The sequence below is a fragment of the Variovorax sp. SRS16 genome, from assembly GCF_901827165.1.
Classification (GTDB): Bacteria; Pseudomonadota; Gammaproteobacteria; order Burkholderiales; family Burkholderiaceae_C; genus Variovorax.
Window position 1 is genome coordinate 2,773,951 of the sequence record NZ_LR594666.1, and the last position, 12,175, is coordinate 2,786,125.

Below are 12,175 nucleotides of genomic sequence, written 5' to 3' on the forward strand. Positions count from 1 at the left end.
CGCGGGCCGGGATGACGAGCGACGAGCACTGGATGCAGCTGGCGCTGGCGCAGGCGCGACAGGCGTCCGAAGCGGGCGAGGTGCCGGTCGGCGCGGTGCTGGTGAAGGATGGCGTGCTGATCGCTTCGGGGCGCAATGCACCGATCGGCCAGCGCGATCCCAGCGCCCATGCCGAGATCAATGCGTTGCGCGCCGGCGCGGCAGCACTCGGCAACTACCGTCTCGATGGCTGTGAACTGTTCGTGACGCTCGAACCTTGTGCGATGTGTGCGGGCGCGATGCTCCATGCGCGCCTGGACCGCGTGGTGTTCGGCGCGGCAGACCCGAAGACGGGCGCCGCCGGATCGGTGCTCGATCTGTTTGCGCAAACGCAGCTCAATCACCATACCCGGGTTGTCGCAGGTGTGTCGGCGCAGGCGTGTCAGGATCTGCTCCAGGCATTCTTCCAGCAGCGCCGCAGCGCCGCGCGAGACGTGGCCGAGCCGCTGCGCGACGATGCGTTGCGCACGCCCATCGAGCGCTTCGGCATGCTGGCCGACTATGCGTTCGCACCGCACTGGATGAGTGATCTCCCGAGCCTGAATGGCTGGCGCATGCACTACCTGGATGAAGGCCCGCCAGATGCCGCAGCGGCCTGCCTGTGCCTGCACGGGCCGGGCGAGTGGAGCTACTTCTTTCGCCATCTCGTCGGCGCGAAAGGCATGCGCGTGCTGGCGCCGGACCTGATCGGTTTCGGTCTCAGCGACAAGCCGAAGCGCGAGGCGGTGCACCGGCTCGACTGGCATCGCGACGTGCTGCTCGAATGGCTGGATCGGCTGCAGCCGGGGCCGCTCGTGCTCGTGCACAGCGCGGCCGCTCGGGCGATCGCTTCGCTGCTCGAGGATTCGGCGCCACGTCGATTCGTGGCCGTGCTCGCCGCGCCCGATGGCGGGCAGGATGCGAACGCCGCCTGGCGAGCGCCGTTTCCCGATCGCGGGCATGAAGCCGCGTTGCGGGCCCTGGGGTCGATCCCGAAGGGCGTTTCCGGTCCGACCGCGGCGCAGGCCGCGCAATTGGTCCGGGAGGCAATGGGATACTTCGCTTCGTGACAAAGCACATCTACATCTACTCGCCTTCCAGCGCCGTGCGCGACAAGGCGGCGTTCCGCCGCGGTGTGGCGCGGCTGCGGTCGCTCGGCCACGAGGTCGAAATCGACGAAGCAGCGCTCACCAGCCATCAGCGCTTTGCCGGCGACGATGCCACTCGACTGGCGGCTATCACCCGCGCCGCAGGCAGCGGTGCCGACGTGGCGCTGATTTCGCGCGGTGGCTATGGCTTCACGCGCATCCTCGATGCCGTTCCCTACAAGGCCGTGGCCAAGGCCATCGACCGAGGCACCGATTTCATCGGACTGAGTGACTTCACTGCCTTGCAATGCGCCTTGCTGGCGAAGACGGGCGCAACCACCTGGGCCGGGCCTGCGGTCGGCGAAGACTTCGGCGCTGAATCGGGGGCGGATGACATCATGGAAGCCTGCTTCGACGATCTGCTGAGTGGGCAGGGCGAGGGCACCGGATGGCGCATGCCTGCGCAACGCGGCGCGGCCGTGCCGGCGCTTCGGAGCATCCATGGGGCAACGCTCTGGGGCGGCAATCTTTGCGTGCTGGTGAGCCTGCTAGGTACACCTTACTTTCCTGCGATCGACAAGGGCGTGCTCTTCCTCGAGGACGTGAACGAGCATCCTTATCGCGTCGAGCGGATGCTTGAGCAGTTGCGTCACGCCGGGGTGCTGGCGCGCCAGAAGGCGGTCGTCCTCGGACACTTCACGGGGATCAGGAAAGTACCGCATGACCGCGGCTTCGGCATGCAGACCGTGGTGGCACGGCTGCGCGAGCTGATCAAGGTTCCGGTGCTGACCGGCCTACCGTTCGGTCATGTTCCGACCAAGGTACTGCTGCCTGTCGGCGCGCAAGTCGAACTGGCCGCGGATGGCCGCGATGTCTTCATGGTCTGGGGACATCGGCACGCGCATTGAGCATGCCGCAGACCTGGGACCGATGCAATGGACGCGCCGCGCTCAGGTCGTGATGCGATGATGGTGGCGCGGGCCCATCGCGCCTGGCAGACCGCCTTTGAACAGGCGATTGATCTGCTGCATCTGCTCACGGGCAGCGACTTCGCCATCGACGGCGCTGAGCGCGGTCAGGACGTCCTGGCGCAGGTACCAGAGTGCTTCGAGGTCGCCCGCAAAGCGCACGCGCTGGGCAACCCGCTGAACTGCATGGCCGCCGTGAACCTGCAGCAGCGACAGCATGGCAGCGCGGATCTGGCCCATCTGACGGTCCGACGACCGGCGAAAGCCGCGCATCGAGGAAGACAGAAAGCGAAAGAAACTGCTGGTGGACGCCATGGAGAAAAGCGATTGCCGGAAGCCTGGGTGCCGCTACGTTAAGACGGGGGGTGAGGCGACACAAGCCCGGAAACAAGATTTCATGTTCAAAAACAACATTCTTCACGAAATTCTTCAAGCGCCAAACGAACATTGATACCTTAGTGGTACTTGCTCTGTCTCACTGTGGAGACGCGATGTGTCTGAATGAAAAAGCAACAGCTTTTGTTGTCAGTGAGCCGATTTGAACCCCTTGCGCGGCGCTCTTCTGCCGCTTTGCCATAATCCACGCGAGAGAGCTACCAAAAACTTCACAACATGGCCGCGCAATCCACTGTCGTATTTGCTGATTTGACGGGGAGTACCAGGGTCTTCGAGGCCATGGGCAACGCGCGTGCGACGGAAACCGTCACCCGGCTGATCCAGTGGATCGGCGGCGTGTGCGAGTCACACGGCGGCCGCGTCGTGAAATCGCTGGGCGATGGCGTCTTTGCGATATTCGAGAATGGCACCACGGCGACGCGTGCCGTCCTCGAAATGCAGCGCAATCACCAGAAACGATTGCAAACCTGGCCGGCGCCGCTGCGAATGGAATTGCAGATCGGTGTGGCGAGCGGGGAAGTCGTCGAAGTCGATGGGGACTGCTATGGCGACGCCGTCAACCTGGCTTCCCGCCTGAGCGATCTCGCCGGCCCCAGCCAGATATGGGCCACGGAATCGGTGATCGATCAATTGCACGGCGGCGAGGTTCGCCACCGAAGCCTCGGTCCGATCAACATCCGCGGCAAGAACGAGATGCCGACTGTCCATCGAATCGATTGGCAGGACGAAGTCTCGGAATTTCTCACGATGCCGGCATCGCTCGTCCCAGCGGCTCGAAACGCCGCCGATTCATCGTTCGGGCAGATCGAACTCGCGTGGCTCGATGTCCGGTCGATGTTCCGCGCCGAAGAACTGCCGATCCATCTGGGCCGCGTCGATGAGGCGCAGTTCGTCGTCAACGATCCGAGGGTATCGCGCTTGCACGCGAGGATCGAGGCGCGCCAAGGCAGTTGCGTGCTCGTCGATGTCAGCACCTACGGCACATGGGTGCGCTTTCATGGTACCGCGGGCGCAAGCGGCGAGATTGCGCTGCGGCGCGACGAATGCGTGCTGCACGGCAGCGGCGAGATCGGCCTCGGCGCGCCGCTGAGCGATTTCAGCGCGCCGACGATCTCGTTCAACACCACCGGCGGCAACGTGCTGCTGGCGCGTCGGGACATCCGCTAGAAAGATCGACTCGCGGCCGCACGCGCGACGCGTCAGTCGGCGCCGACCGTCACGCTGGAAGCCTTGATCACCGCGTAGGCCTGCGCACCTTCAGCGAGCTTGAGCGACTCTGCGGAGTGACTGGTGATGGTCGAGACGATCTGCACACCGGGTGCGATCTCCAGGGTGACCTCGGTGGCCACGGGGCCGCGAAAGATCGAGATGATCTTGCCATTGAGGGCATTGCGAGCGCTGATTTTCCTGGGGACCCCCGTCAAAGACCGCAGTCTATCCGGGCCGCCCGCCAGCAACGAAAGCCAGGGCTCCCGAGCGCGTGCCTCAGCCGTGTCTCAGACAGATCGGCGGGGCAGGGCGCTCTCCGCCGCCGTCGCCCTCGGTGGCGAAGGCCGACAGCGCCGCTGCGAAGCATCCCGCGCCGGCATTGCGCAGCGGAAGGTAGGCGATGCGATGCCGTCGACGGGTCCGCTGCGTGCGGGTACCGGGAAGCACAGCGTGTTCTGCGCGAACAGCGCCATGACGCTGGCCCGACCTTCATCGACGAGCTTGCGCGCATGGCCCACGTCTGCCGAAGTGAAGACATCGACTCTCTCACCGGCCTCGATCCGCTCGCGCATGCGTCCCGAGGCGCCGAACTTCGTTGCGCTCGGACCGCGGCAATTCAGAGACTCCCGCGACATCGAGGACGTCGACCAGACGCGTCCCCGCGTAGCTCTCCACCTGCGCGACATGGCGCCCGGTGAAGCAGAGGATCTGTGTCGGCCCGAGCGCCTGCCTCGGCAAGTGTTTGAGAGCCTGCAGACTGAAGCTGCAGGCCATGGGCATGTTGCCTGCCACCTCGAGTGCGACCGTTGCCGGGTGGCGCGGGGCAGGTGGTGGCATGGCCAAAGTCAGGCCTGAATCAGGCTCAAGCACATAGCGAGGCGCGCCACTTCATTGCGGATCGCGTATGGGCACCATCCGGCGGGATTCATGTCTCGCACCTTGTCGGCGCCAGCCCTGCACAAGGCCATTTGAACGGCTCATACTACGCACGAGAGAGTGGTCTTGGCGAGATCAAAAAAGGGCGAGACATGACGACACCTGCAGCCACCCACACGACCGGCGCGACCGCCGGCCACGCATCGCCGCACCGGACGGCCCTGCCAGGGCTGGCGCTGGCCGCCATCGGCGTGGTCTTCGGCGACATCGGAACCAGCCCGCTCTACACCATGAAAACGGTGTTCGATCCGGCGAACGGCCTGTCTCTCAATGCCGCCAATCTGGTCGGAGTGATCTCGCTGATCTTCTGGTCGCTCATGATCGTCGTCTCGCTCAAGTACGTGACGCTGATCATGCGGGCCAACAACCACGGCGAGGGCGGCATCATGGCGCTGCTGGCGCTGGCCTCGTCATCGGTGGCCCACCGGCCGCAGTTGCGCCAGGTCCTGCTGCTGCTCGGCGTGTTCGGCGCCGCGCTGTTCTATGGCGACGGCGTCATCACGCCGGCGATCTCCGTGCTGAGCGCGGTGGAAGGGCTCGAGATCGCCGCTCCCAAGCTCACGCCGTACGTCGTGCCGATCACCCTTGCCGTGCTCGTCGGCTTGTTCGTTGCGCAGAAGTGGGGCACGGCGGGCATCGGCGCGGTGTTCGGCCCGGTCATGGTGGCGTGGTTCGGCGTGCTTGCGGTCGTGGGCTTGATCCACCTGCTGCAGACACCCGCCATCCTGGCCGCGCTCAATCCTTTCGAAGGGCTGGGCTTCTGCATGCGCCACGGCTGGCTTGCCTTCATCGCGCTCGGTTCGGTGGTGCTGGCGCTCACCGGTGCCGAAGCGCTCTACGCGGACATGGGTCATTTCGGCGCGGCGCCGATCCGCCTGTCGTGGTTCATGCTCGTCTTTCCGGCGCTGGCGCTGAACTATCTGGGGCAGGGCGCCTTGCTGCTGCGCGATCCCCCGGCGCTGGATAACCCGTTCTTCCACATGTTCCCGGCATGGGCCCTGGTGCCGATGGTGGTGCTGGCGACGGTGGCCACCGTGATCGCATCGCAGGCCGTCATCTCGGGCGCCTATTCGATGACCAAGCAGGCGATCCAGCTCGGCTTCCTGCCACGCATGAGCGTGACACACACGTCCGACCGGCAGATCGGGCAGATCTACGTGCCCGCCATCAACTGGATGCTGCTGGCCGCCGTGCTGGCGGCGGTGATCGGCTTCGGGTCGTCGACCAATCTGGGCGCGGCCTACGGCATCGCGGTGACCGGGACCATGCTGATCACCACTTGCCTCACCTTCTACGTCATACGCTACGCCTGGCACTACAACTGGCTGCTGTGCGTGCTGGCGACCGGCTTCTTCTTCGTGATCGACCTGACCTTTTTCTCCGCGAATCTTCTGAAGATCGTGCAGGGCGGCTGGTTCCCGCTGCTCATCGGGATGCTGATCTTCACCGTCATGGCGACCTGGGGCCGTGGGCGCCAGATGATGCTGGACGAGGCGCGCGTGCGCGCCGGCACGACACCGCTCAAACCCTTCCTCGAATCCCTGCTCGCGCGCTCGCCGGTGCGCGTCGTCGGCACGGCCATCTTCATGTCGATCGAGGCCGATGCGGTGCCGCACGCGCTGCTGAACAATCTCGAACACAATGCGGTGCTGCACAACCGGGTGCTGTTCGTCACCGTCATGAACCGGGAAATCCCGCGCGTGCCGGTGTCCGATCGGGTGAGCGTGAGGGAGGTGGCGCCCGACTGCTACCAGGTCACGATTACCTACGGATTCAAGGACGAGGTCGACGTGCCGCTGGCGCTCGAGGGCTGCGGCGCGCACGGGATCATGCTCGAGCCGGCACGCAGCTCCTACTTCCTGAGTCGCGCAACGGTGGTGCCCACGCTGGGCGAGGGCATGCCGATATGGCGCGAGAAACTGTTCGCAGCCATGGCCCACAACATCGGCAATGTCGCCGATTACCTCAAGCTGCCCGCCAACCGGGTGATCGAGCTGGGGACGCGGGTCGAGATCTAATCCACCTTGGCGCCCGAGGCCTTGATGATGGGCGGCCACTTGGCGAGGTCATCGTGGATTAACGCCGCGAGACTCGATGGCGGCTGCAGCGGCGCCAGGTCGAAGCCTTGCGCGGCCAGCTTCTCGCGCACGGTCGGTTCGGCGAGGATCTTGCCGATCTGGTCGTGCAGACGGGTAATCACCTCCGGCGGGGTGCCGGCCGGCGCGACGAAGCCGAACCAGGTGTTGACCTCGTAGCCCTTGATCCCGCTGGCATCCAGCGTTGGCAGCTCCGGAAGCAGCGCCGAGCGCTCGAGACTGGTCACGGCCAGTGCCTTCAACTTGTGGTCGCGGATCTGGCTGATCACGGTGGGCGTGTTGTAGAAGCCCATGTCGACTTCGCCGCTCATCACGGCCAGGATGCCCTGCGGCGCGCCTTTATAGGGCACATGAAGCACCTGGGTGCCGGTGAGCTGGCTGAACAGCACGCCCGACAGGTGATGGCTGGTGCCGCTGCCGCCCGAAGAGAAGGTGAGCTTGCCCGGATTTGCCTTGGCTGCCGCGACCACGTCCATCGCGCTCTTCGCGCTGCTGCCGGGTGGCACCACCATGACGTTGGACACGCCGCCCACCAGCACGATGGGCGCGAAATCCTTCTGCGAGTCGTAGCCCGGCTTGGCATAGAGGGAGAGGTTGAACACCAGCGTGCCCTGCGAGGCGAATGCGATGGTGTAGCCGTCCGGTGCCGCGCGCGCAAGCTCGGCCATGGCGATGGTGCCGCCTGCGCCGGCCTTGTTCTCCACCACGACGGCCTGCCCCCAATTCTTGGAGAGCTCGTTGCCGATGGTGCGCGACAGGATATCCGCCGTGCTGCCCGCAGCCAGCGGAACCAGCAGTCGGATCGAGCGCGATGGATAGGTTTCGGCATGAGCGAGGGCGGGCGCTGCGGTCGCCAGGGTGAGGGCGAGCGCGGACAGGAGGCGGGTGCAGCAGGTGTTCAAGCGGACCTCTCGGGGGGTGGGAAATGGGTGCCCGCGCTCAGCGCAGGAGATAAGTCGGGCTGGACCAGATCCGATGGCCGTCCTCCAGCGTGATGCAGACGTAGAGCGCGTCTTCGGCTTCACTGCGCCGGATGCGCCGCGAGAACTGCGCGCTGTGCTGGTCGTTGCGATCGGGAAGCCGGAACACGCGCATCTGTCGCTGGATCCCGCCGCCCGTGGAGAGCACTCGGTCCTGCAACCCGATGTCGCCGATCGCCAACTCGGCCTGCACCAGCGGTGTGTCCAGACGCAGTGTTCCCGCGTTGGCATCGGCCAGCATCAGGTCGGCGCCACCGAAGCCACCGGTGGTCAGGGCCGACCACGCAAGCCGGTCCGGCCGCGGCAGCTGCAGCGGTTTGTCGATGTTCCAAAGATTGATCGGCTTGAACGACTCGAAGCGGTTGCCTTCGAGCGTGGCCGATCCGTCCCATACGCTCTGGCGGCCGCGGCCGCGGTATTCGGAACCTTCCCAGATGATCCGGATGCGGTGGCCCAGGGCATCCTGCGTCCAGGGCCGCCAGGTTTCGAGCACAGTGCTGCGATTACGGATCTCGATGCGCTCGATCGGTGCGCCCGCGGACACGTCGATGTCCAGGGTCACGCTGTCATCCGCACTGCGCAGGATGTCGCCCATGCGAGCCTCGCGCACCCGGCCCGTGATCCGGCCGCCCATGGCGGGATCGTCGCCATAGAGTTCGGCCGGCTGATCGAAGCGCACGCGCGCATCCAGGTGGGCGCGGCAGCCCGTGGTCGCGTAGTGGTGACGCCTGCGCAGCGCGTCGAACAGGCCGTCGCGCGTGAGTTCCGTCGCCAGCAGGCAGGACAGGCCGCCATAAGCGCCGAACAGCGATGCGCCTGGATGGCTGGCACCATGCCGCCCCTTGTGCCCGTCGGAGTTGGCCAACACGCCGACGCGGTAGCCCTGCGCGAAGGCCTCGTCCAGCAGCCACTCGAAGGTGCCCCAGTCGGAGTGGATCTCAACCGAGCGCTCGATGCGTCCGTCGTGTGCCGCCGTGATGTCCGCGTACCGACCGCCGATATGGGCGAACACCACGCAGTTCTCACCGGCCAGCGCCTCGAACAGGTCACGCGCGCTGTGGGCATCGGTCGCCACGTCGCTCAGGTCTTCCACGAGTGCGTGATGCGAACGATGGATCTGCCGGCCCTCGTCGCGGAACATCACGTTGCGGTCGCCGCCCAGACCGGTGTTGCCCGACCACTCGTAGCCCGGAAAGATCACGAACTCGCCGTCGCGGTTGTATTCGGCCGTGAGACGGTTCAGCTCTTGCCAGAACGGCGTGGTGATCTGGAAATCGTTGCCCTGGTGGCTCATGGCGTCGAGAAACGCTCGGTCGCGCGCGAACTCGATCAGCTCACGTGCCGAGTTGGTGCCGATCGTTTCTTCCGACTGGCCGTGCAGGTCGGCCCAGTAGGGCGAGAGTTCGAGCGTCGATACCACGCGCAACGGATTGCTCGCGCACAGCACGCGGCCCGCTTCGTCGCGCACGGTGATGCGCAGCTCGCCTGGCTCGGCCACGCTCAGACCGGACAGCGTCGTGGCCAATGCGCCTTGCTTCAGGTCCAGATGCGTGGGAAGGCCATCGACCGGCATCGACGGTTCGAGCGTGAAACGGCCCTCGACGCGATGACTCGGATTGCCCCATCGATCCTCGCCCTTGAAGCCGAGCGCGAACACCTCGCCGACGCGGCGCTGGGTCGGCAGGATCGCCTTGTAGAGCACCGGTGGACCGGCGACCACCGGGATCGTCGGCTGGATCGGCAGCTCGACGAAGTTGTATGTCGCGAAGGCGTCGACCAGCACCTTGAATTCGAAGGTAGGCTCGGTGAAGGTCTGAATGCGGATGCCGGGCGAGCCCTGGCGGGTATCGCCGATGCGCACTACGATCCGGTCGCCCTCGCGCAGGAAGCCGCGCTGCACGCGGATCGACAGTGTCTTGTCCCAGGGGCGGATGTTGCCCTTCTGGTCATAGCGCAGCTCGAGCACGGCGTTGTTGCTGGCCTCGGCCGTGACGTAATTCGGTGCCGCGGGATCGGTGAACTGCATCTTTCCCATGTCGCTCGCGAAGCGGTGGACGATCTTGAGTCCGCCCGTGTCGTCGATGCCGAAATAGCCGGCCGTATAGGTCAGCGTGAGCGCCGCGAAGGCGCCCGCTTCGAAGGGCGTGACCGGCGTGATCGAGGCATGGCCGGCGCGGTCGTTGAGATAGGTCGAGTGGAAGGCGTTGTTGCGCATGGAGCAATGGATCAGGCAGGAGGGGTTTCGGGCAGCGGCGGGTTGAAGTCCAGCTTCAGCGCGTAGCTCGTCGGCGGCACGCTCATGCGCTGGAAGCTGATCGGCGTCCTGCCGAAGCTGCGGCAGGTGATGTGGACTTGCAGGCCCCAGGTGCCGGGCGCGATGCCGATCAGCATGGCGTCCTCGTGGCTGAGCCGGCCCAGCTGCGCCAGGCCTTCCGAATGCAGTGTGGGGGCCGAGAACTCGCTCGCCAGCACGGCCTTGAGGTTGGTATCGGCGAGCCTTTTTTCTGCCATGCGCACCAGGCGTCCGAAGCGGCTGGCCGGCAGGTAGAGCTGGCTGGCGCAATTGAACTTGCCGCCGATGTCCAGCCTGCGCCGCACCATCACATAACCCTTGGGATCCGGGCCGAGGGCTGCGGACCAGGGACCATCCTGCAGCTCGAGGCGGCGCTCGATGATGGTGGCGAAAACCGGCAGCTCGGGCCCGCCATCTACGGCGGCGAATCGGAAATGCCAGGAACCGGCGATGGGCTGGCGCACGCTCCCGACAAAGGTGCCGTGGCCTTGGCGGCGTACCAGGAAGCCTTCGTCCATTAGGCGGCCCAGCGCCTTCTGCGTGGTGCCCAGGCTCAGCCCAAGTGCTTCGCTGAGTTCGCGCTCGCCGGCCAGCTTGGTACCGGCCGGAAGTTCCCCGGCCTCGATGGCCTCGATGACCGCATGCCGAAGACGGGCGTGCTTGGGCATGGTCGCCGCCGCAGCCTGGAAGCGGATGACGACCGGGGAGGGAGCTGCTCGCATCAGCGCAGTCTAAGGAGCCGGATTTGCACGGTCAATGGCATTAGAGCTATAGAGCTTTACGAATGCTGTCGGCCGTCCGGCCCGTTCATCCGGCGCTCGCTTCGATGGGCAGCAGCAGCGTGCTCAGCTTCTTGGCCATTCGCCGCACATGTAATTTTACATAATATACAGACTGGAACTGTATGAATTTACAGTGCCCAGTGTGCCAGCCTGCGCGCCGTCAGGGGAGGGCGCTAGCGAAATCATAGCAACGCCGATTGTCATCATGACAACGGCGACGGCATGCCGAAGCTGGCTCGCCATGCGCATCCAAAGCGCCCGAACCTCGGGCGTCTTAGCGCGCTCGGCATGCAGCTCGGCAATGACGGAAGAGGGGTCTTGGCCGGCCAGCTCGGCCAGCCGGGCGGCTACAGCGTCGTCGGGGTGCGAGCGGCCGGCGCGGTAGTTCGTCACTGCCGAGTTCACGACACCGAGCACCTGCGCGAGGCGGTAGTCGCTCTCGATGCCCTGGGCCTTTTTGGCTCGATCCAGTAGCTGCTTCGTGGTCTGCATGATCACTCCTTGGGGATGGTGAATTCGAGGGCATGGCCGCTCTGGCGGCGGTACTGGACGCCATCGGGGCGGGTGGCGGTGACGCGTATACACGGCTCTCCGTCAAACATACACCGATCAGGGCCGAAAGAAACGGAGTGGGAGACCCGGTTGTACGGGGTAACGATCACGTCGGCGCCGCCAGCGCCGGTCTGCTTGAAATCGACGATACAGCCGCCGTCATAGATGCGCTCTGCGTCAGCGCTCCATGCTGTGCACATGGCGACCCATCGGGGCGGCAGATCGGCGGCGGCTACGCCTGTCACGTACAGCGCGGCGGCGGCGAGAAAAAGGGCAGTTCTTGAGCGCATTCCCGTAACGTACGGCAAAACCCTTGATGCAACAAGCGTTAGGAGGCTTGCAGCATGCATGGGTCTTGCAGTACATTGCGCCTGCCGGTGCAGGGTTTCAACCTCTTTCCCTCCCACCTCGCTCTGCGCCGGCCTTCGATTGAGGGGCGGGGAGGGTAGAGGTGGGCTCTATGAAAAGTTCGGTAAAGGCTCAGCCCAGCGCGGCGGAGCGAGAGGCCAAAGAGGCCGTACAGCAGGCGATCTACGCTCTCCGACTCGCGAAGAAAGCGGGCGAAAAGGCGGGCTACGGCGATCAGTTCATGGCGGCGCCCACTGAGGCGCAGGCGGCAACGATCCACGTCCTCTCGGCGTACCTCCGATGAAAACGACCGTCAAGCTCGACAACATGCGCGCGCTCGTGATAGAGCCGCAGGGCAAGGGGGTTTCCCTCTCCATCCGCGTCGGCTCCGTCACGGTCGGGACCATGGTCCTCGATCAGGACAAATGCGGCGCCGTCCTCTTCGGCATCGAACAGGCGGCGGAACAGGCCGAAGCGACGGGCAGGAGCCCGCTGCTGTGAACCTCGCC

The 12,175-nt window shown here is 65.4% G+C and carries 13 protein-coding genes; 5 read left to right on the plus strand and 8 right to left on the minus strand.

Annotated elements, in window-relative coordinates:
- The first annotated feature begins 11 nt into the window (after nt 1-11).
- Nucleotides 12-1,088 (plus strand): tRNA adenosine(34) deaminase TadA, encoded by a 1,077-nt coding sequence (tadA, locus tag E5P2_RS13455; protein WP_162567651.1) that lies wholly within the window; start codon nt 12-14, stop codon nt 1,086-1,088.
- The gene (locus tag E5P2_RS13460; RefSeq protein WP_162567652.1) at nt 1,085-2,014 is read left to right on the plus strand and encodes an LD-carboxypeptidase; all 930 of its coding nucleotides are present in this window, start codon (nt 1,085-1,087) and stop codon (nt 2,012-2,014) included. The genes tadA and E5P2_RS13460 overlap by 4 nt, the downstream gene beginning before the upstream one ends.
- Nucleotides 2,015-2,056: 42 nt before the next feature.
- On the opposite strand, the gene E5P2_RS37735 is transcribed toward E5P2_RS13460, so the two are convergent.
- Nucleotides 2,057-2,314: a hypothetical protein gene (locus E5P2_RS37735; RefSeq protein ID WP_232077055.1), complete on the minus strand. Its 258-nt coding sequence runs from the start codon at nt 2,312-2,314 to the stop codon at nt 2,057-2,059.
- 372 nt (nt 2,315-2,686) lie between these two features.
- Between E5P2_RS37735 and E5P2_RS13470 the strand changes: the two genes are divergently transcribed.
- Complete coding sequence (locus E5P2_RS13470) at nt 2,687-3,637, plus strand: adenylate/guanylate cyclase domain-containing protein (protein ID WP_162567654.1); 951 nt, start codon at nt 2,687-2,689, stop codon at nt 3,635-3,637.
- A gap of 32 nt (nt 3,638-3,669) precedes the next feature.
- On the opposite strand, the gene E5P2_RS13475 is transcribed toward E5P2_RS13470, so the two are convergent.
- Nucleotides 3,670-3,894 (minus strand): TOBE domain-containing protein, encoded by a 225-nt coding sequence (locus E5P2_RS13475; protein WP_162567655.1) that lies wholly within the window; start codon nt 3,892-3,894, stop codon nt 3,670-3,672.
- 72 nt (nt 3,895-3,966) lie between these two features.
- Nucleotides 3,967-4,365, minus strand: a complete 399-nt coding sequence (locus E5P2_RS38285) for a substrate-binding domain-containing protein (protein WP_162567656.1) — start codon at nt 4,363-4,365, stop codon at nt 3,967-3,969.
- 342 nt (nt 4,366-4,707) lie between these two features.
- On the opposite strand from E5P2_RS38285, the gene E5P2_RS13485 reads away from it, so the two are divergent.
- Nucleotides 4,708-6,633 carry a potassium transporter Kup gene (locus tag E5P2_RS13485; protein WP_162567657.1) on the plus strand — a complete coding sequence of 642 codons (1,926 nt, stop codon included), beginning with the start codon at nt 4,708-4,710 and terminating at the stop codon, nt 6,631-6,633.
- On the opposite strand, the gene E5P2_RS13490 is transcribed toward E5P2_RS13485, so the two are convergent.
- The 5 genes from E5P2_RS13490 to E5P2_RS13510 all read right to left on the minus strand — a co-directional run bounded on the left by E5P2_RS13490 (nt 6,630) and on the right by E5P2_RS13510 (nt 11,608).
- Nucleotides 6,630-7,613, minus strand: a complete 984-nt coding sequence (locus E5P2_RS13490; RefSeq protein WP_162567658.1) for a Bug family tripartite tricarboxylate transporter substrate binding protein — start codon at nt 7,611-7,613, stop codon at nt 6,630-6,632. The genes E5P2_RS13485 and E5P2_RS13490 overlap by 4 nt on opposite strands.
- Before the next feature lie 37 nt (nt 7,614-7,650).
- Nucleotides 7,651-9,906 (minus strand): DUF3604 domain-containing protein, encoded by a 2,256-nt coding sequence (locus E5P2_RS13495; RefSeq protein ID WP_162567659.1) that lies wholly within the window; start codon nt 9,904-9,906, stop codon nt 7,651-7,653.
- An 11-nt stretch (nt 9,907-9,917) separates the two neighbouring features.
- Nucleotides 9,918-10,706 carry a GntR family transcriptional regulator gene (locus tag E5P2_RS13500; RefSeq protein WP_162567660.1) on the minus strand — a complete coding sequence of 263 codons (789 nt, stop codon included), beginning with the start codon at nt 10,704-10,706 and terminating at the stop codon, nt 9,918-9,920.
- Between the two features lie 156 nt (nt 10,707-10,862).
- On the minus strand, nt 10,863-11,258 hold the full coding sequence (locus tag E5P2_RS13505; protein WP_162567661.1) for a DUF3693 domain-containing protein: 396 nt from the start codon (nt 11,256-11,258) through the stop codon (nt 10,863-10,865).
- Between the two features lie 2 nt (nt 11,259-11,260).
- Nucleotides 11,261-11,608 carry a hypothetical protein gene (locus E5P2_RS13510; protein ID WP_232080690.1) on the minus strand — a complete coding sequence of 116 codons (348 nt, stop codon included), beginning with the start codon at nt 11,606-11,608 and terminating at the stop codon, nt 11,261-11,263.
- A gap of 358 nt (nt 11,609-11,966) precedes the next feature.
- Here E5P2_RS13510 and E5P2_RS13515 point away from each other — a divergent pair, with 358 nt between their 5' ends.
- A complete protein-coding gene (locus E5P2_RS13515; protein WP_162567663.1) occupies nt 11,967-12,167 on the plus strand; it encodes a hypothetical protein in 201 nt (66 codons plus the stop codon).
- Nucleotides 12,168-12,175: the final 8 nt, after the last annotated feature.